This is a genomic window from Mobilisporobacter senegalensis (assembly GCF_003752155.1).
Taxonomy (GTDB): domain Bacteria; phylum Bacillota; class Clostridia; order Lachnospirales; family Lachnospiraceae; genus Mobilisporobacter; species Mobilisporobacter senegalensis.
Genome location: NZ_RJVG01000003.1, coordinates 265,330 through 284,592, shown reverse-complemented (window position 1 = coordinate 284,592; position 19,263 = coordinate 265,330). Strand labels below are relative to the sequence as shown.

At 33.3% G+C, this 19,263-nt stretch carries 18 protein-coding genes; 17 read left to right on the top strand and 1 reads right to left on the bottom strand.

Annotation, left to right across the window (positions count from 1 at the left end; translation table 11 throughout):
- Window positions 1-16: 16 nt before the first annotated feature.
- From malQ to hisIE, 17 genes are all read left to right on the top strand, one after another.
- Window positions 17-1,498: a 4-alpha-glucanotransferase gene (malQ, locus tag EDD66_RS06705; protein WP_123608787.1), complete on the top strand. Its 1,482-nt coding sequence runs from the start codon at window positions 17-19 to the stop codon at window positions 1,496-1,498.
- Between the two features lie 75 nt (window positions 1,499-1,573).
- Entirely contained in the window at window positions 1,574-2,614 is a 1,041-nt protein-coding gene (locus EDD66_RS06700) for a LacI family DNA-binding transcriptional regulator (protein WP_123608786.1), read from the top strand.
- Between the two features lie 299 nt (window positions 2,615-2,913).
- Window positions 2,914-3,696, top strand: coding sequence for a M23 family metallopeptidase (locus EDD66_RS06695; protein ID WP_243115318.1), 783 nt, complete (start codon window positions 2,914-2,916; stop codon window positions 3,694-3,696).
- 426 nt (window positions 3,697-4,122) lie between these two features.
- Window positions 4,123-4,926: a GTP pyrophosphokinase gene (locus EDD66_RS06690; protein WP_123608784.1), complete on the top strand. Its 804-nt coding sequence runs from the start codon at window positions 4,123-4,125 to the stop codon at window positions 4,924-4,926.
- Window positions 4,927-4,953: 27 nt separating this feature from the next.
- The gene (locus tag EDD66_RS06685) at window positions 4,954-6,330 is read left to right on the top strand and encodes an RsmF rRNA methyltransferase first C-terminal domain-containing protein (RefSeq protein ID WP_123608783.1); all 1,377 of its coding nucleotides are present in this window, start codon (window positions 4,954-4,956) and stop codon (window positions 6,328-6,330) included.
- A complete protein-coding gene (locus tag EDD66_RS06680) occupies window positions 6,327-7,064 on the top strand; it encodes a pseudouridine synthase (protein WP_123608782.1) in 738 nt (245 codons plus the stop codon). Before EDD66_RS06685 ends, EDD66_RS06680 begins: the two co-directional genes overlap by 4 nt.
- A 15-nt stretch (window positions 7,065-7,079) precedes the next feature.
- Window positions 7,080-7,757: an HAD family hydrolase gene (locus EDD66_RS06675; RefSeq protein WP_123608781.1), complete on the top strand. Its 678-nt coding sequence runs from the start codon at window positions 7,080-7,082 to the stop codon at window positions 7,755-7,757.
- Between the two features lie 14 nt (window positions 7,758-7,771).
- Window positions 7,772-9,730 (top strand): YgiQ family radical SAM protein, encoded by a 1,959-nt coding sequence (locus tag EDD66_RS06670; RefSeq protein WP_123608780.1) that lies wholly within the window; start codon window positions 7,772-7,774, stop codon window positions 9,728-9,730.
- A gap of 31 nt (window positions 9,731-9,761) precedes the next feature.
- Complete coding sequence (locus tag EDD66_RS06665; RefSeq protein WP_123608779.1) at window positions 9,762-10,319, top strand: hypothetical protein; 558 nt, start codon at window positions 9,762-9,764, stop codon at window positions 10,317-10,319.
- A 35-nt stretch (window positions 10,320-10,354) separates the two neighbouring features.
- Window positions 10,355-11,314, top strand: a complete 960-nt coding sequence (locus EDD66_RS06660) for an RluA family pseudouridine synthase (RefSeq protein WP_123608778.1) — start codon at window positions 10,355-10,357, stop codon at window positions 11,312-11,314.
- 57 nt (window positions 11,315-11,371) lie between these two features.
- Entirely contained in the window at window positions 11,372-11,911 is a 540-nt protein-coding gene (locus EDD66_RS06655) for a Holliday junction resolvase RecU (RefSeq protein ID WP_123608777.1), read from the top strand.
- A 197-nt stretch (window positions 11,912-12,108) separates the two neighbouring features.
- Window positions 12,109-13,365: an ATP phosphoribosyltransferase regulatory subunit gene (gene hisZ, locus EDD66_RS06650; protein WP_123608776.1), complete on the top strand. Its 1,257-nt coding sequence runs from the start codon at window positions 12,109-12,111 to the stop codon at window positions 13,363-13,365.
- Window positions 13,366-13,451: 86 nt separating this feature from the next.
- Entirely contained in the window at window positions 13,452-14,093 is a 642-nt protein-coding gene (gene hisG / locus EDD66_RS06645; RefSeq protein ID WP_123608775.1) for an ATP phosphoribosyltransferase, read from the top strand.
- Between the two features lie 24 nt (window positions 14,094-14,117).
- Window positions 14,118-15,410 carry a histidinol dehydrogenase gene (hisD, locus tag EDD66_RS06640; protein WP_123608774.1) on the top strand — a complete coding sequence of 431 codons (1,293 nt, stop codon included), beginning with the start codon at window positions 14,118-14,120 and terminating at the stop codon, window positions 15,408-15,410.
- A 46-nt stretch (window positions 15,411-15,456) separates the two neighbouring features.
- Entirely contained in the window at window positions 15,457-16,047 is a 591-nt protein-coding gene (gene hisB / locus EDD66_RS06635) for an imidazoleglycerol-phosphate dehydratase HisB (RefSeq protein ID WP_123608773.1), read from the top strand.
- 15 nt (window positions 16,048-16,062) lie between these two features.
- The gene (gene hisA / locus EDD66_RS06630) at window positions 16,063-16,788 is read left to right on the top strand and encodes a 1-(5-phosphoribosyl)-5-[(5-phosphoribosylamino)methylideneamino]imidazole-4-carboxamide isomerase (protein WP_123608772.1); all 726 of its coding nucleotides are present in this window, start codon (window positions 16,063-16,065) and stop codon (window positions 16,786-16,788) included.
- 2 nt (window positions 16,789-16,790) lie between these two features.
- Window positions 16,791-18,083 carry a bifunctional phosphoribosyl-AMP cyclohydrolase/phosphoribosyl-ATP diphosphatase HisIE gene (hisIE, locus tag EDD66_RS06625; RefSeq protein ID WP_123608771.1) on the top strand — a complete coding sequence of 431 codons (1,293 nt, stop codon included), beginning with the start codon at window positions 16,791-16,793 and terminating at the stop codon, window positions 18,081-18,083.
- Between the two features lie 27 nt (window positions 18,084-18,110).
- On the opposite strand, the gene EDD66_RS06620 is transcribed toward hisIE, so the two are convergent.
- Window positions 18,111-19,112: an Ig-like domain-containing protein gene (locus EDD66_RS06620; RefSeq protein WP_243115317.1), complete on the bottom strand. Its 1,002-nt coding sequence runs from the start codon at window positions 19,110-19,112 to the stop codon at window positions 18,111-18,113.
- Window positions 19,113-19,263: the final 151 nt, after the last annotated feature.

Sequence of the window (19,263 nt, the reverse complement as noted above, 5' to 3'; positions counted from 1 at the left end):
AAGGAAGTGACATAATATGAGAGCAAGTGGCATACTCTTACCGATAGCCAGCCTTCCATCTAACTATGGAATTGGATGTTTTTCAAAAAGTGCATATGAATTTATCAATATATTAAAGAAGGCAGGGCAAAAGTACTGGCAGATACTTCCCATAGGACCTACGGGATATGGTGATTCTCCATATCAATCTTTTTCCACCTTTGCAGGAAATCCATACTTTATTGACCTTGATGCATTAATCGAGGAAGGTATGTTATGCAAAGATGAATGTGATTCTTATGATGTGGGTAATAATGCCCGATATATAGACTATGAAAAAATCTATTTGTCCAGATTTAAATTACTAAGAATTGCCTATGAAAGAAGTAATATCGGTAATAAAAAAGAATTCAAAGAATTCAATGAAAGAAATGCATATTGGTTGGATGATTATGCTTTATATATGGCAGTGAAAAATCAATTTGATGGAGTAAGCTGGAATAAGTGGGATGAAGATATCAAATTACGCAAACCGGATGCTTTAGTAAAATACAAAAAGGAACTTTCCAATGAAGTTGAATTCTATAAATATATACAATATGTTTTTTCAAACCAATGGGAAAAACTAAAGAAATATGCCAATGAGAAAGGTATCCAGATTATAGGGGATATACCTATCTATGTAGCCTTTGATAGTGCGGATACCTGGTCAAATCCAGAATTATTCCAGCTGGATGAATTTAATAATCCAATTGCTGTAGCCGGATGTCCACCGGATGCATTTTCTGATACCGGCCAACTTTGGGGGAATCCTTTGTATCGCTGGGATTATCATAAGAAGAATGGCTTTGGCTGGTGGTTTAAAAGAATCGAATATTGCTTCGAACTATATGATGTACTAAGAGTAGATCATTTTAAAGGATTTGATGAATATTACTCCATTCCATTTGGAGATACCACGGCTGAGTTTGGTCATTGGGAAAAGGGACCGGGGATAGAGTTCTTTGAGGCTATGAAAAAGCAGTTGGGAGATATTAACTTAATTGCAGAAGATCTTGGAAATTTGACAGATAGTGTTCGTTTATTATTAAAACAAACAGGCTATCCTGGAATGAAAGTTCTTGAATTTGCATTTGACTCAAGAGAAGAAAGTGATTATTTACCTCACAACTATGATAAGAACAGTATTGTTTATACAGGTACTCATGATAACGACACGATTCATGGCTGGTACGAAAAATTATGTAAAGAGGATAAAGAATTAGCAAAAGCATATCTGAATAATTATAACAATGATATTAATGAAGTACATTGGGATTTTATACGTTTAGCTCAACAGAGCGTATCAAAACTTTGTATTATTCCAATCCAGGATTACCTTGGTCTTGGCTCAAATGCAAGGATTAATACTCCGTCTACAGTGGGTGATAATTGGAAATGGAGACTGGTTGACGGTGATATTTCAGAAGAATTAACAAAAAAAATCTATAAAATAATGAAATTATACGGTAGATTATAATGTTGTATTTTTACATGAATCATGTATACTAATAAGTGATAGTAAAAGTTCACTTATGCAAAGGAAGAATATAGTATGGAATCAATCACAATTAAAGACATAGCTAAAAAATGCGGGGTAGGTGTTAGTACTGTTTCCAGAGCCATTAATAACCATCCAGATATTAATGAAGAAACAAAAACTAAGATCATGCAGGTTATAAAAGAATATAATTATATTCCTAATAATAGTGCGAGAAACCTTAAAAGAACAGAGTCTAATACAATTGCTGTTCTTATCAAAGGGATTACTAACCCTTTCTTTAATAATATCTTAAAAGTATTTGAATCAGAAATACAAGACAGAAAATACTCCTTTTTATTGCATCGTGTAGAAGAACACGAAGATGAAATTGATCTTGCAGTTTTATTGGCAAAGGAAAAAAGACTTAAGGGAATTGTATTCTTGGGTGGCTATTTCTATCATTCTATTGAGAAATTAAAACAGCTTAAGGTTCCATTTGTATTAAGTACAGGCGGTGTGTCTGAAAAGATTGATCAAAAATATTATTCTTCTGTAATGGTTGATGATTATAAAGAAAGTTATAAAATGACAGATTACCTGTGTAAACTGGGGCACAAAAAAATTGCAATTATATCAGCACCAGTTGATGATGAAAGTATTGGTAAATTAAGATTGCGGGGATTTAAGCAAGCATTAATAGATAATAACATTACTCCAAATCCAAATCTGGTTCGTTATCAAGTTGATGACACCCTGGAGACATTCTCTATGAAATATGGATATGAAGTAACGAAAGAATTATTGCAGACCGGGGAAGAGTTTACCGCAATTTACGCAATTTCTGATAGCATGGCTGTTGGTGCCTGTAAAGCAATTTTTGAATCTGGAAAGAAAGTGCCAGATGATTATTCTGTCGCTGGTTTTGACGGTTTGGATATTTCCTTTTATTATCATCCGTCTATTACTACAATCAGACAACCGGCAGAAGAAATGTCTCAGGAGACTATAAGAATTTTATTTGATATTATTGATAATAAAGTGAATAAAGAGCATAAAACTTTTGATGCTGAATTGGTAATCGGACAATCAACGAAAGAATATAAGAGAAAATAGAGCCAGGTATTAACTTCTTGTAAATGAATTTGCAAGAAGTTTTTTTACTTTCTGCCTGCAAGTACATGATGGTTCTGCACAGCGGAATTTTTACTTTACAATATTGTGTTCTATCTATAAGTGAAGGCTCGTATAATATATAGGTTATCTATTATGATCTTAGGTGGTGATTATCAATTCAAAGATATAGGAATACCTTAAATTCTAAACTTATACGAAATGCCCGCATATATCTTATTATTATCTTTTGCAATGTAATCATTTGCAATACTACATATAATCTTACAATGTATGTCAATATGCTTTCAAGTATAGAAGATTATAGGGAAAGTAAAGATACATTCAGAGAATTAAAGATTTCAGATCACGCTATGAAACAAATTCTTGATTTCACAAAAAATAAAACAAATTCATTTAATAAGGAAACAATAGATATTATCACATTTAATATGTTAATGAACAACTATTCTATAAATAACAATAGTAGATTACTGTTTCAATTAAATGATATTAATGGTATAAGTTATTTGAAAAATAGTGAAGTTTATAGGGATGTCTATGAAAAATATAATACAATCTTTAAAGATATCCGGTATTTTCCCGTTCCAAAAGATCTTACAGGGGAGGCAGATGTCACTTACGAAAATTCATGGAAGAGGCCACGAACTTATGGAGGGAATCGAATCCATGAGGGGACAGATATTATGGCCAGCAACAATAAAGCGGGCTATTTCCCTGTAATTAGTGTTTCAGATGGTGTTGTTGAGCAAAAAGGATGGTTAGAACAAGGAGGATACCGTATTGGTATTCGAAGTGAAAGCGGAGCATATTTTTATTATGCACATCTGGCTTCCTATAACGAAGAATTAGAAAAAGGGGATGTAGTTACTGCCGGAACAAATCTTGGATTTATGGGGAATACGGGGTATTCTAAAGTCGTAGGAACCACTGGTAAATTTGATGTTCATTTACATTTTGGTATATATCTGGATGACAACGGGAAGGAAATGAGTGTCAATCCATATTGGGTATTAAAATACCTGGAAGATTATAAATTATATTTCAATAAAAATACCCAATAAAACAGTTACAGTTCAGCCATAAATTCAATTTCTCTTTGCTGCATCCTGCAAGTAACCACATGCAAGTGGCACTACTTTCTGCATAGCCAAACTGTAACATAAAATAAATTAAATTATTCTTAAAAAATACCGTTTTCACCAAATATATGGTATAATATTCGCGATAAGCAGATTAGTCCATGAGACTCAGGGCATTTATCAAGCTTGCTTGTATAAATGTCATGAGTTTCATGGATAAGTGCAACGCGAGGGAAGAAACGAAGTTTCTGAGCTTCTAATCTGCGTAATACGAAGTATTTATAGTATAGGCGTGAGAGTCTCATAGACGTGAGAGTTTCATGGATAAGTGCAACGTAAGGGAAGATACGAAGTATTTAAGGGGTATTTAAAAGAGAAGTACTGATTATGACATGAGGAGTGGGGAATATGGAGATACAATTATGGAGAAAGATTCTAGATCCATATATTTTAGCAGTAGATGAACTTGTTGTTAAGTTCAATCACATTATAAAAGAATACCGGGAAAGCGGAGAGTATTCACCAATTGAACAAGTGGATGGCAGGGTAAAAAAAATATCCAGTATCCTTGAAAAGGCTCAAAAGAAGAAAGTTAATCTAGAAGATATTGAAGCACAAATAGAAGACATTGCCGGAATTCGTATTATCTGCCAGTTTGTTGAAGATATTGATAAAGTAGTGGACATCATCCGTAATCGGGAAGATATGGAGATTAAGAGCGAAAAAGACTATATTAACAATCAAAAAGCAAGTGGATATCGAAGTTATCATATTATTATATATTATAAAGTTGAGACATTAAAAGGACCGAAAAAGTTACAGGCTGAAATCCAGATCCGTACACTGGCTATGAATTTCTGGGCTACGATTGAACATTCTCTTCAATATAAGTACAAGCAGAATATGCCAGAACATATTAAGATGCGGCTTCTTAATGCTGCCAATGCAATTCTTGTATTAGATGAAGAAATGTCAGTTGTTCGCAGTGAGATTATGGATTCACAGAATTCCTTCAATATTAAAGCGAATATTGTGGCGGATATATTAACGAATATCCAAAATTTATATAGTTTAGCCAACAAAAGAGAAGTAATTAAAATTCAAGATGAATTTTATAGAATTTATCAAAGTGGAGATTTAGAACAATTAGAGCGGTTTAATAAAGAACTGGATATTATTTCAGAAGGATACAGGGCTCAAAGTTTGAATTAAATGTTTTGTTCCGTAAAGGAGAATAGAGTGAATTTACCAAAGAAATTTGACGACAGAATGAGGGAATTACTAAAAGAAGAATATGACCAATATGTGGAGAGTCTTGATAAGGATTTTTATGCTGGACTTAGAGTAAATAATCTTAAAGTTTCCTGTAAAGAATTTAAAGAGATAAGTCCTTATCAAATCCTACCCATACCTTGGACAAATAATGGATTTTATTATGAAAAGGAAAACCAGCCAGCAAAACACCCATATTATTATGCAGGACTTTACTATATTCAAGAGCCCAGTGCCATGACACCGGCAGCTGCACTTGAAGTGAAACCAGGGGATAAAGTACTGGATTTATGTGCTGCTCCAGGAGGTAAGAGTACAGAGTTAGCGGCTAAGCTTAATGGAGAGGGCATATTAGTATCCAATGATATTAGTAATTCAAGAGCAAAAGCACTTTTAAAAAATATAGAAATGTCCGGCGTAAGAAACGCCATTGTCATGAGTGAAAATCCAAAGAAACTTGTTTCTTATTTTGAAGGATATTTTGATAAGATTTTGATTGATGCTCCCTGTTCCGGAGAAGGAATGTTTCGAAAGGAACCATCTATGACAAAGAACTGGGAAGAATTTGGCGTTGATTATTATAGTGAAATACAAAAAGAAATCATAGAATATGCTGCCTGTATGCTAAAACCAGGCGGTTTACTTGCATACTCAACCTGTACTTTTTCACCAGAGGAGAATGAGGGTACGATTGCATTTCTTTTGGAAAGGCATCCGGAATTTTCAGTGATAAAACTGGATATATATGATCAATTTGATTCCGGGAAACCACAATGGCTGGATTTAGAAGCTGAAAAGGAAGAACTTAATAAATGTGTCCGAATCTGGCCTTGGAAAGTAAAAGGAGAAGGACATTTTTTAACGATATTAAAAAAGAAAGAAGACAAAATCTTTGAAATAAAACCCAATTATACACCAAAGAAATTTAAAATATCAGAAGAATTGAAATCATTTTTAAAAGATGTTAAGATTAATTTTAATGAAAATTGCTTTGAATCTATTGAAGACAGGATCTATTATCTTCCGGAAGATATGGTTTCCATGAAAGGGTTGAGAATATTAAGGTCCGGCTTATATATTGGTGATGTTAAGAAAAATCGCTTTGAACCCAGTCAGGCTTTTGCAAGTGCCTTAAAGATGAATGAATATAATAGAGTAATTAATCTATCTGGGGATGATCCTAATGTGATTAGATATCTTAAAGGAGAAACTATTGAGGTAGAAAATGAATTCGAATCTGGATGGAATCTTTTGTGTGTAGATGGATATCCTCTTGGCTGGGGGAAATTATCCGGCACAACCCTAAAGAATAAATATTATCCTGGATGGAGATGGCTTTCATGAAAGAAATATTTAGATTAGATAAATACCTGTGCGATATGAATATTGGGACAAGAAGTGAAGTGAAAGGCTATATTAAGAAGGGCAGAGTAACTGTAAATGGAGTTATTGCGAAAAGCCCTGATTTGAAAATAAGAGTAAATGATGATAAAATTAAATTTGATAATCAAAATCTTAAATTTCAAAAGTATGAATATTATATGCTTAATAAACCGGCAGGGGTCGTATCGGCTACTATTGATAATGTAAGTAAAACAGTAATTGAATTAATTACTACATCCAATAAAAAAGATTTATTTCCTGTAGGCAGATTAGATAAAGATACAGAAGGACTTTTACTGATTACCAATGATGGGGAACTGGCACATCAATTACTATCTCCAAAAAAACATGTATCAAAAACCTATTTTGCAAAAGTAAAAGGTCATGTAAATAATATAGATGTTGAAATGTTTCAAAAAGGAATTCAATTAGAAGATGATTTTACAACACTGCCTGCAGATTTAAAAATTTTAAAGACAGGAGAAGTCTCAGAAGTAGAAGTTACCATATATGAAGGAAAATTCCATCAGATAAAACGAATGTTTCAAAAGGTAGATAAAGAAGTAGTATATCTTAAGAGATTATCTATGGGACCATTGATTATTGATCCAGAATTAAAAAATGGAGAATACCGCTCTTTATTGGAAGAAGAAATTCTTTTATTAAAAGATACGAAAGAATCAGTTATTGGATAGATAAGGAGATAAGTTATGTTAACGAATGTTAGTGGTGTCATATTTGACCTGGATGGAACGCTGGTTGATTCTATGTGGATGTGGCACGATATAGATAAAGAGTTCTTAAATCAATATAATATAGAACTTCCAGATGACCTTCAAGGCAAGATTGAAGGAATGAGTTTTGATGAAACAGCGAATTATTTCAAAGAGCGCTTTCAGTTAAAAGAATCGATCAAAGAGATACAGGACATATGGAATAATATGGCCTGGAATAAATATGCTACTCAGGTTCCATTAAAAGAAGGAGTGATAGATTTTCTTGATCATCTGAAAGATAATAGTATACCTTGTGGTATTGCATCCAGCAATTCCAAGGAATTAATTAACCTGATAGTAGAAAAATATAATATTTCTTCCTATTTTAAGACTATTAGGAATTCCAATGAAGTACCCAAAGGGAAACCATCACCTGATATTTATCTGTTAGTGGCAAAAGAACTTGAAGTAGCTCCAGGAAACTGTCTCGTCTTTGAAGATGTATTACAGGGTGTATTGGGGGGAAAGAATGCCAATATGAAAGTTTGTAATGTATATGATGAACATTCCCTAAGGGATATAGATAAACTTAGAAGAGTTGCGGATTATCATATTCGAAGCTACCACGACATAATGAGTGGTTCTTTTGAAAATCTGCAGTATGTAATTTAAGAGGATAAAATAATATGAATAAAGATTTTTTGCCAATTAGCAAAGAAGATATGAAAATAAGAGGATGGGAGCAGCTTGATTTTGTATTTGTAATCGGAGATGCGTATGTAGACCATCCTTCTTTTGGTCCTGCAATTATAAGCAGGGTCTTAGAATCCTATGGCTATAAAGTTGGAATGATAGCCCAGCCAGACTGGAAAGTAGAAGAAAGCATTACAATCCTGGGACAACCCCGGCTTGGTTTCCTGGTATGTGGCGGAAATATGGATACAATGGTAAATCATTATTCCGTTGCCAAAAAAAGAAGGCAAAAAGACTATTATTCCCCCGGCGGGATTATGGGTCTGAGACCTGACCGGGCTACCATTGTTTACTGTAACCTAATAAGAAAAGTATATAAAAAGATACCAATTATTATAGGGGGCATAGAAGCAAGTCTAAGAAGATTAGCTCATTATGATTATTGGAGTGACAAAGTAAAACGATCAATTCTTCTTGACTCAGGGGCGAATATTATTTCCTATGGCATGGGAGAAAAATCCATGGTCGAAATAGCAGATGCATTAGCCAGTGGAATAGATATTCAGGATATTACATTTATTGATGGAACAGTTTATAAAACAAAAGATTTATCCTCTGTTTACGAACCAATAATTCTTCCTGCTTATGATACTATATTAAAAGATAAAAAAGAGTTTGCCAGAAGTTTTTATCTTCAATATATCAATACAGATCCTTTTTCAGGGAAAAGACTTGTAGAAAAATATAAAGATACAGAATATGTGGTACAAAACCCACCATCAAAACCATTAACTGAGGATGAGATGGATGATATTTATGCCTTGCCATATGTGAGAGAGTACCATCCTGTTTATAAAAAACTTGGCGGAATTCCTGCCATTGATGAATTAAGATTTAGCTTAGTAAGCAATAGAGGATGCTTTGGAGGTTGTAATTTTTGTGCATTAACGTTTCATCAAGGAAGGATTGTTCAAACGAGAAGCCACGATTCCATTATTAATGAAGCTAAAATATTAATCAGTGATAAAGATTTTAAGGGATATATCAACGATGTTGGAGGGCCTACTGCTAATTTCAGACATGCTGCCTGCAAAAAGCAATTTACCAAGGGCGCCTGTACCAATAAACAATGTTTATTTCCAAATCCTTGTAAAAACTTAGATATTGATCATAAAGATTATTTATCTTTACTTAGAAAACTTCGTAATCTGCCGAGAGTCAAAAAAGTATTTATCCGTTCAGGAATTCGCTTTGATTACCTGGTTAGTGATAAAGATAGTACATTTATGAGTGAATTATGCGATCATCATGTTAGCGGCCAATTAAAAGTTGCACCGGAACATATTAGTGACAATGTTTTGAAACTAATGGGAAAACCAAACAATTCTGTATATGAAAATTTTTTAAATAAATATAAAAAAACAAATGAAAAGCTGGGGATGAAGCAGTTTGTGGTACCATATCTGATGTCTTCCCATCCTGGTTCCACAATGAAAGAAGCGGTTGAATTAGCGGAATATTTAAGAGATTTAGGTTATATGCCGGAGCAGGTACAGGATTTTTATCCTACACCATCTACTATATCCACGTGCATGTATTATACTGAACTTGACCCTAGGACTTTGGAGCCGGTATATGTGCCTAAATCCCCTCATGAGAAAGCAATGCAAAGAGCTTTAATTCAATACCGTAATCCTGATAATTATGATTTGGTGGCAGAAGCTTTAAGAAGTGCTAATAGAACGGATTTAATCGGATTTGATAAGAACTGTTTAATCAAACCAAGGAAATTTGGTTCAAATAAAAATACAGGAAAGAAACATTCCGGTAAAAGTATGGAAGAAAAAAGGACAAAAAGTAAAAATACGAGAAATGAAGATACAAGAAATAAAAACCTGAGAAATAAGACTGCTGTAAATAAAAATTCTAATAGGAATATAAAAAGAAAATAAGATAAGTTTCTAATGAATGCAAGGAGTATATATGAAAAAAGGTACGTATGGATATATAAAAAAGAAAAAAATATTTCAACTTGGTTTATCCATTGGTTTATTATTAATTGCGATTATAATCTATGTGATTGGTTATTATCTAAATAATGAGCAAAAGAATAATGTTTTCACTATAATAGCTGTTTTAATGGTCCTTCCGGCATCGAAAGCTTTTACTTCATTTATTGTAGTTGCACCATTTAAAACAGTTTCTTTGGAAAAAATGAAAGAAGTTGAAAAATATATCACAAGTGATTCCATTCTTTTAACAGATCTTGTATTGACTTCAACAGAGAAAGTAATGAATCTTGATTTCATGTTTATTACGGAAGATAATATAATCGGAATAACAAAAAAAGAAAAACAAGATATAAATTATATTGAAAATTATCTCAGTAAAGTAATGAAAAATCAGGATTATCATTGCCATGTTAAAATTTTTAGTGATTATAAGACATTTATCAATCGAATAAGTACCATAGATGGGAATACAAGTAATAAAACAGTATTAGAAAATATGAAGAACCATATTTTAACTTATGGAATATAGAATGACTGTTTGATCTGCAGAAAGGAATTTTTATTTTGAAGATTATAAATGTATCAGTGAATGAAGCAGGACAGAGGCTGGATAAATTATTATGTAAATATCTTAATCTGGCACCGAAAAGTTTTATATATAAAATGCTTCGTAAAAAAAATATTACTCTTAATGGAAAAAAAGCGGATGGCTCTGAAAAACTGAATATGGATGACGAAATCAAATTATTCTTAGCAGATGAAACTGTTGATAAATTCAGTGAATTAAAAGTAGATAAAGTATCCCATAATTTAAATATCATATATGAGGATAAGAATATACTTATCATTAATAAACCAACCGGCCTGCTATCTCAAAAAGCTTCAAAAGAGGATGTTTCATTAGTGGAACATATCATATCCTATCTTTTAGATACAGGACAAATAACAGAAAATGATTTAAAAAGTTTTAAACCTGGCATTTGTAATCGTTTGGACCGGAATACAAGTGGTATTGTAGTCGCCGGCAAAACATTGACTTCTCTGCAAACTATGGCAGAAGTTTTTCGTGATAGAAGTATTCATAAATATTATAAATGTATTGTAAAAGGAACAATTTCAAAGAAACAATATATTGAAGGTTATCTTGTGAAAGATAAAAAAACAAATAAAGTGACTGTGACCAAAGAAAAAAGGAAAGAAGGAATATTCATTCAAACGGAATATGAACCACTTGAATTAAACAGCGAACATTCTCTTCTTGAAGTGAAACTGATTACTGGCCGCTCACACCAGATCAGGGCCCATTTATCAAGTATAGATCATCCGATTATAGGGGATTTTAAATATGGTAATCGAACTGTAAATGAATTTTTTAAGAAAAATTATCATTTAGAATATCAGCTGCTTCATTCCTATAAGTTGATTTTCCCTGAATTTAAGAATGAATTTTCATATTTATCAGGGAAAGAATTTATAGCTGAATTACCAGATCAATTTTCCAGGATAAAGAATGATATATTTTAAACTGTTTTACAGTATTTAAATAGGAATTATTCATAAAAAGGAAAGGGGAGTAAGGAGATGCCTTCATGGAATTCCAGGGGACTTAGAGGGTCTACTTTAGAAGAATTAATTAATCTGACAAATGAAAAATATCGCAGCAATAAGTTGGCATTGATACAGAAAATACCAACTCCCATTAAACCAATCAATATAGATAAGGATAACAGACATATTACATTAGCTTATTTTGAGCAGAAGAGCACGGTGGACTATATTGGCTCTGTACAGGGAATCCCAGTTTGCTTTGATGCAAAAGAAACTGCGACGAGCACATTCCCTCTGCAGAATATACATGGACACCAGATAGAATTCATGAAAGAATTTGAGGAACAAGGCGGGATATCATTTGTTCTGATTTATTTTTCTGCAAAGGATGTATTTTATTATTTGACCTTCCAAAATTTATATGAGTTTTGGAACAGAGCCATGAACGGAGGCAGGAAAAGTTTTAAATTCGAAGAATTAGATCCATATTATCAGATATCTACTCATAATGGTGTTTTTGTACATTATCTTGAATTATTAAACTCAGATCTTGAGAATAGACAAGAAAAATAATTAAATGATTGACAACTTTTTTCAGATTCGTTATAATAAGTAAATATTTATCATGGTAGCGAATTATCAGATTATCACACTGACGCAGTAAAGTAAATATTATATTTCATTTACTCATACATAGTTCAGAGAACAAAGGCTAAATGAAGATACATAGTGAAATGTTAAATTTATAAACGAATTTGTGAGGTAGTAATATGATTGAAAAAATATTGCATACGCCAGAAGGTGTAAGAGATATCTATAATAGTGAATGCCAAAGAAAATTATTACTTGAAAACAATATGCATCAGGTTATGAGTCTCTATGGCTTTAAAGATATACAAACTCCTACTTTTGAATTCTTTGATATATTTAATAAAGAGAGAGGGACCATAGCTTCTAAGGAAATGTATAAATTTTTTGACAGGGACGGGAATACCCTTGTACTTAGACCTGATATTACTCCATCTATTGCACGTTGTGCGGCAAAGTATTATAAAGATGAAAAACTTCCAATCAGACTTTGTTATACTCAGAATACCTTTATTAATAATACCAGCTATCAGGGCAAATTAAAGGAAACCACTCAATTAGGGGCAGAATTGATCAATGATGATACAGTAGAAGCAGATGCAGAAATGATAGCTCTTACCATATCCTGTTTATTAGATGCAGGATTAAAAGAATTTCAGCTAGAGATAGGTCAGGCAGATTTCTTTAAAGGTCTGGCAGAAGAAGCAAAGTTTGAAGAAGAGGAAGTAGAACAGCTTCGTATCTTAATTGAGAATAAGAATTTGTTTGGAGTGGAAGCTTTAGTTTCCAGCAAAGACATTACAAAAGAACTAAAAGAAGTATTCTTACAGCTTCCTAAATTGTTTGGTAATATAGAAAACCTGATAAGCGCTAAAACAATGACAAAGAATGAAAGAGCTTTAAAGGCTATTGAACGATTGGAAGAACTGTATGATATATTAGTTACTTATGGCTATGGTGATTATGTTACATTTGATCTTGGTATGTTGAGCAAATATAACTACTATACCGGTATCATATTCAGAGCATATACTTATGGAACCGGGGATGCCATTGCCACGGGAGGCCGATATGATAATCTTGTGAGACAGTTCGGAAAAGATGCTCCAGCCATTGGAGTTGCAATAGTGACCAATCAATTAATGATAGCTCTTTCAAGACAGAAGATAGAGATTCCAATTGAAGACAGGAATACATTAATTCTATATGAAACAGATTATCGAAGTTTTGCCATAAATCTTGCGACACATTTTAGAAACGATGGTATGAATGTCGAATTACTTTTAAAAAATCCAGTCCATGATATCCAGGATTATATGAATTATGGAAAAGTCCATGGAATCGGAGGCGTTTTATATATTAAGGAAGATAATCTTATTAAAGTAATAGACTTGCAAACGGATACGATTAAGGATGCAAGATTTAAAGATTTTGAATGAAATAATTGTAAAAAGTTTTCATATTTATAGAGAGTGCTAAATCAAGTCAAGTAAGCCTTTAGTCTACTTAGTTCAGGAGGTTAAATATGAGATATTTAACATTCGCCCTTGCCAAAGGACGTTTAGCTAATAAAACATTAGAATTGCTCGAACAGATCGGAATTACCTGTGAAGAGATGAAAGATCCGGATTCCAGAAAATTAATTTTTGTAAATGAAGAATTAAAATTAAAATTCTTTCTGGCGAAAGCTACAGATGTACCGACTTATGTAGAATATGGTGCTGCTGATATAGGAGTTGTGGGAAAGGATACAATCCTGGAAGAAGGCAGAAAACTATATGAAGTTGTCGACTTAGGTCTGGGTAAATGCAGAATGTGCGTTGCAGGACCAAAGGAAGCGAAAGAGTTATTACATCACGGGGAACTTATCCGGGTTGCAACAAAATACCCTAATATTGCAAAAGATTATTTTTATAATAGGAAACATCAGACAGTTGAGATTATTAAACTGAATGGCTCCATTGAATTGGCACCTATTGTTGGATTATCAGAAGTAATTGTAGATATCGTTGAGACAGGATCTACACTGCGTGATAATGGGCTGGAAGTGTTAGAAGAGATCTGTCCATTATCAGCAAGGGTAGTAGTAAACCAGGTAAGCATGAAAATGGAACATGAAAGAATCACTAAGATTATGAACGATTTAAAGAATATTATTACTGGATAGTTGTTCTTTACTGGGAGGAATATTATGAGGATCATTAAATTAAATGAAGAATCTAAGAAGAATCTAATAGAAGATTTATTAAAACGCAGCCCCAACCAATACGAGGAATATGCAGATAAGGTTACTGATATAATTAATCAGGTAAAAGAGAAGAAAGATAAGGCTTTATTTGATTATACACAGAAATTTGATGGTGCATTCATAAACGCCGGTAACATAAGAGTAACACAAGAAGAAATAGAAGAAGCTTATCAAGCCGTTGATTCTACACTTGTAGAAGTTATTCGAAGAGCAAAAGAAAATATTCTTGATTATCATGGGAAGCAGAAACAATATAGTTGGTTTGACAGCGCACCAAACGGAACTATTCTTGGACAGAAAGTCACGCCGTTAGAAAGTGTTGGAGTATATGTTCCCGGTGGAAAAGCTGCTTATCCTTCTTCTGTACTAATGAATGTAATTCCGGCAAAAGTAGCAGGGGTAGAACGGATTGCAATGACAACGCCTCCAGATAAGGATGGTAAAGTATATCCAGGAACTTTAGTTGCCGCTAAAGAAGCCGGAGTGACTGAAATTTATAAAGTTGGTGGAGCCCAGGCGATTGCAGCATTGGCTCATGGAACACAAAGTATTCAAAAAGTGGATAAAATCGTTGGACCTGGTAACATTTATGTTGCCCTTGCTAAAAAAGCAGTATATGGCCATGTAAGCATTGATTCCATAGCAGGACCAAGTGAAATTCTTGTGATCGCTGATGAAACAGCCAATCCAAGATATATTGCTGCCGATCTTTTATCACAGGCTGAGCATGATGAATTGGCATCTTCCATTCTTGTTACTACAAGTGTAGAATTAGCAGATAAAGTGTCACAAGAGGTAGATGAATTCATTAAAATATTGTCAAGAAAAGAGATTATCGTGAAATCTTTAGATAATTTTGGTTATATTTTACTTACAGACACCATAGAGGAATCCATAGAAGTAGCGAATGAAATCGCTTCGGAACATCTTGAGATCATTACGAAAGATCCTTTTCATATAATGACCAAGATAAAAAATGCAGGAGCAATTTTCCTTGGGGAATATAGTAGTGAGCCACTTGGTGATTATTTTGCAGGACCAAATCATGTACTTCCAACGAATGGAACTGCGAAATTCTTCTCACCACTTAGCGTAGATGATTTTATAAAAAAATCAAGTATCATCTCTTATTCAAGAGAAGCTCTTGAACCAATCCATAAAGATATTATTACATTTGCAAATGCTGAAAGGCTTACTGCTCATGCCAATTCAATTGCAGTAAGGTTCGAAAAATAAAAAGAGCTTTGACATTAAATCAAATATTAGAAGGAAGGGAAAACATATGACTGAAAGAATAGCAATAAGAAATCGTAAAACAAATGAAACAGATATTCATTTGGAATTTAATATTGATGGAACTGGAAAAGCTCAAATTGATACAGGGATTGGTTTCTTTGATCATATGCTTCATAGCTTTACAAGACATGGATTTTTCAATATGAATTTAGTGGCCAAAGGTGACTTATATGTAGATTCCCATCATACAATAGAAGATATAGGGATTGTCTTGGGAGAAGCATTAAAAGAAGCCCTGGGTGACAAAAAAGGAATAAAAAGATATGGATCCTTTATATTACCAATGGATGAAGCTTTAGTATTATGTGCCCTTGATCTTTCTGGAAGACCATACCTTGTTTATAATGGTGAATTTACTGCTGACAGGGTAGGTTATATGGATACAGAGATGGTCAAAGAATTCTTTTACGCAGTTTCTTATTCTGCAGGCATGAATTTACATATAAAGATGCTTGATGGAGCGAATAATCATCATATAATTGAAGCAATGTTCAAAGCATTTGCCAAAGCATTAGATGAAGCTACAAAATATGATGATAGAATTACAGAAGTTCTTTCCACAAAAGGTACATTATAAGAAAGAGGTGTTTATATGCAATTATATCCTGCAATAGATATTAAGAACGGACAATGTGTCAGATTAAGGCAAGGTCAATTTCACGACGTTGAGATCTATTCACAAACACCATCCAAAGTAGCAAAACAATGGGAGGCAATGGGAGCAACATATATTCATCTTGTAGATTTAGATGGGGCATTAGCAGGACGTTCTGTAAATGAAGATACCATTAAAGAAATCGTGAATGAAGTTTCTGTACCAATTCAGGTTGGAGGAGGTATTCGGACCATTAACGATATTGAAAGTAAATTAAACCTTGGTGTGGCAAGAGTGATTATTGGAACAAAGGCGGTAGAGAATCCTGCTTTCATAAAAGAAGCAATCAGCAATTTTGGTGCAGACAGAATCGTAATAGGAATCGATGCGAAAGATGGAATGGTTGCAATTGAAGGCTGGGAGAAAGTAAGTAATTATAATGCTGTTACCTTAGGATTGCAGATGAAAGAAATAGGTGTAAAAACAATTATATATACAGATATATCGAAAGACGGAATGTTACAGGGACCTAATATTGAGCATACCCGGGTAATGGTAGATGCTACTGGAGTGGATATCATTGCTTCAGGAGGAATTTCATCATTAAAAGACCTGGAAAAATTAACAGATATTAATGTTCAAGGAACAATTATCGGGAAAGCTCTATATGAGAAACGATTTGATTTAAAAGATGCTATTGAGCTTTTTGAAAAAGGAGAATAACAATGTCTTATAAAAAGATAATTTCTTATATTGATGCCCAGAATGAGTTGGAGGCTAATATAATCCGCCTTGCAATTAATTATGATAATTCAGGAGCAGATGAAATCTTAATATATGATTATTCAAAGGATGATGGATCAAAAGAAAAATTATTAAGGGTTGCAAAAGCAATTACAAAACAAATTGATATACCCTTAAATATTGGTCTTTATGTAAGCCGCTTTGAAGATATTAAAAAAGCTTTATATACCGGTGCGAATAAAGTTCTTATAAAGAATTCCTTAATACAAGAAAACTCAGTCATCAAGGAAGCAGCAGACCGGTTTGGAACAGATAAAATAATTATTGAAGTAGATAATAATGAAACACTGACACAAGAGCTGGCAAACGAATATAGAGAAAAAGGCGTTTGCGGGCTCATGTTGAAACATATTTCAGTTACAGAATCCATGAAGCAGTTAATTCAAAAAATTGCATTACCCATATTGATTCGGGATTCCCTTTCAAAGAATGATCTATATGAATTGATAACAATGAATAATGTACTTGGAGTCGCAACGAATTATTTTGAAAATAATGAAGTGAATAGTTTAGCCTTAGTGGATAGTAAAGATATGATGAAAGCTAAAATAGCATTAAAGAATAAAGATGTTTTAATGAATACATTTGAAAGTTCTATGAAATTTAGTGAATTTAAACAAAATCAAGATGGATTGATTCCTGTAGTAGTACAGGATTATAAAACCAGTGAAGTTTTAATGTTAGCCTATATGAATGAAGAATCCTACAATATGACTGTTTCTACAGGGAAAATGACTTATTATAGCAGAAGTAGAAATGAATTATGGACAAAAGGGTTAACTTCCGGACATTTTCAATATGTGAAATCTTTAAGTTTAGATTGTGACAAAGACACGATATTAGCGAAAGTAAAGCAGATTGGTGCGGCTTGTCATACGGGAAACAAAACTTGTTTTTATACAGACCTTGTCAGGAAAGAATACAATGAGACGAATCCATTAGCTGTATTTCAAGATATCTATGACACGATTATAGATCGGAAGAACAATCCCAAAGAAGGTTCTTATACAAATTATTTGTTTGACAAAGGAATTGATAAGATTCTTAAAAAATGTGGTGAAGAAGCAACAGAGATCGTAATTGCTGCCAAGAATCCAGATGCAGAAGAATTGAAATATGAAATTTCAGATTTTTTATATCATATGATGGTATTAATGGCTGAATGTGATCTTGATTGGAATGATGTAATAAAAGAACTGGCCCATAGGCGTTAAAAGTTTGCTGTTTATTCCTCTCATTGATTATTCTGTTACTTGAATTGTACACCTTACCTTTGTTCCATCTTCAGAAACATAGATATAGGCTTTTCCTTTTTCCAGTGCTGTTATTTTTCCATATGAATTTACCCTTACAATATTAGGATTGCTGGAAGACCAGACAGGCAGGTTACCTGAAGAAACAGTTGCAGAAATAGTAGTACTGGATCCTTTCTTTAAACTTAGAGTTGTTCGATTTAAAGTAATATCAGGTTTTAATACAATGATCTCGCAGGTTTTTGTGACGTCATCCACAGTTGCTGATATAATGGCAGTTCCATTTTTTTGTGCTGTTATGACTCCCTGTTCATCGATGATAGCAATACTTTTTTTATTTGTTTTCCATTTGGGATTTACTTTTGAAGATACGATAGCAGATAACTTAGCTGATTGACCACGATATAGTTTTATGGTTGTTTGGCTAAGTTTTATTGTTGGAGATTTTACGGTGATCTTGCAAGTTGCACTACTGCCGTCAGCAGTAGCAGTAATTGTGGCCTGCCCAGGTTTTAAGCCGGTTACCCTTCCTCTTTCATCCACAATGGCAATGCTTCTTTTTTCGCTTTTCCAGATGACCTGGGAGTTATTTGAGGTAGTGGCAGAAAGTCTCACCGTTTCGTCCCGTTCGATAGATGCGCTCCCGGCGCTAATGACTATTTTAGTTTTATTCACAGTAATTTTACAAGAGGCTTCTGCATTATTAATCTTAGCGGTAATAGTAGCTGCTCCGGCTTTCCTGGTGATAACTTTTCCGTAGGTATTAACAGAAGCTATTTTTGAATCACTGCTTTTCCATGTAGGCTTTTTCCCATTGGAAGTAACTGCGAGAATATAGAATTCCTCACCAATATCAGCGGTCACTCTATAGTTGGACAGGATGACAAAGGGGATGGATTTTAATGAATATGCCGATATGGCCTGACTTGGTGAACACAGAGTTATTACTGAAAAACATAATAAGACAGATAATAAGAATTTTTTATACATAAGTATCCTCCACGTGTTGAATGTGAGGAATAAAGATTCAGCATTTGGCTGACAGCAAACTTGTATTTAGTTTAGCACAGACACCATATAATGTAAATATATGAATCACAGTTTCATTGACAAAAATTAAATTAATATTTATAATAGATAA

Excerpts from the sequence above, each read along its gene's own strand:
- malQ (WP_123608787.1), top strand. The coding sequence starts at position 17 with ATGAGAGCAAGTGGCATACTCTTACCGATAGCCAGCCTTCCATCTAAC.
- EDD66_RS06700 (WP_123608786.1), top strand. The coding sequence starts at position 1,574 with ATGGAATCAATCACAATTAAAGACATAGCTAAAAAATGCGGGGTAGGT.
- EDD66_RS06695 (WP_243115318.1), top strand. The coding sequence starts at position 2,914 with ATGCTTTCAAGTATAGAAGATTATAGGGAAAGTAAAGATACATTCAGA.
- EDD66_RS06690 (WP_123608784.1), top strand. The coding sequence starts at position 4,123 with ATGGAGATACAATTATGGAGAAAGATTCTAGATCCATATATTTTAGCA.
- EDD66_RS06680 (WP_123608782.1), top strand. The coding sequence starts at position 6,327 with ATGAAAGAAATATTTAGATTAGATAAATACCTGTGCGATATGAATATT.
- EDD66_RS06675 (WP_123608781.1), top strand. The coding sequence starts at position 7,080 with ATGTTAACGAATGTTAGTGGTGTCATATTTGACCTGGATGGAACGCTG.
- EDD66_RS06670 (WP_123608780.1), top strand. The coding sequence starts at position 7,772 with ATGAATAAAGATTTTTTGCCAATTAGCAAAGAAGATATGAAAATAAGA.
- EDD66_RS06665 (WP_123608779.1), top strand. The coding sequence starts at position 9,762 with ATGAAAAAAGGTACGTATGGATATATAAAAAAGAAAAAAATATTTCAA.
- EDD66_RS06655 (WP_123608777.1), top strand. The coding sequence starts at position 11,372 with ATGCCTTCATGGAATTCCAGGGGACTTAGAGGGTCTACTTTAGAAGAA.
- hisZ (WP_123608776.1), top strand. The coding sequence starts at position 12,109 with ATGATTGAAAAAATATTGCATACGCCAGAAGGTGTAAGAGATATCTAT.
- hisG (WP_123608775.1), top strand. The coding sequence starts at position 13,452 with ATGAGATATTTAACATTCGCCCTTGCCAAAGGACGTTTAGCTAATAAA.
- hisD (WP_123608774.1), top strand. The coding sequence starts at position 14,118 with ATGAGGATCATTAAATTAAATGAAGAATCTAAGAAGAATCTAATAGAA.
- hisB (WP_123608773.1), top strand. The coding sequence starts at position 15,457 with ATGACTGAAAGAATAGCAATAAGAAATCGTAAAACAAATGAAACAGAT.
- hisA (WP_123608772.1), top strand. The coding sequence starts at position 16,063 with ATGCAATTATATCCTGCAATAGATATTAAGAACGGACAATGTGTCAGA.
- hisIE (WP_123608771.1), top strand. The coding sequence starts at position 16,791 with ATGTCTTATAAAAAGATAATTTCTTATATTGATGCCCAGAATGAGTTG.
- EDD66_RS06620 (WP_243115317.1), bottom strand. The coding sequence starts at position 19,112 with ATGTATAAAAAATTCTTATTATCTGTCTTATTATGTTTTTCAGTAATA.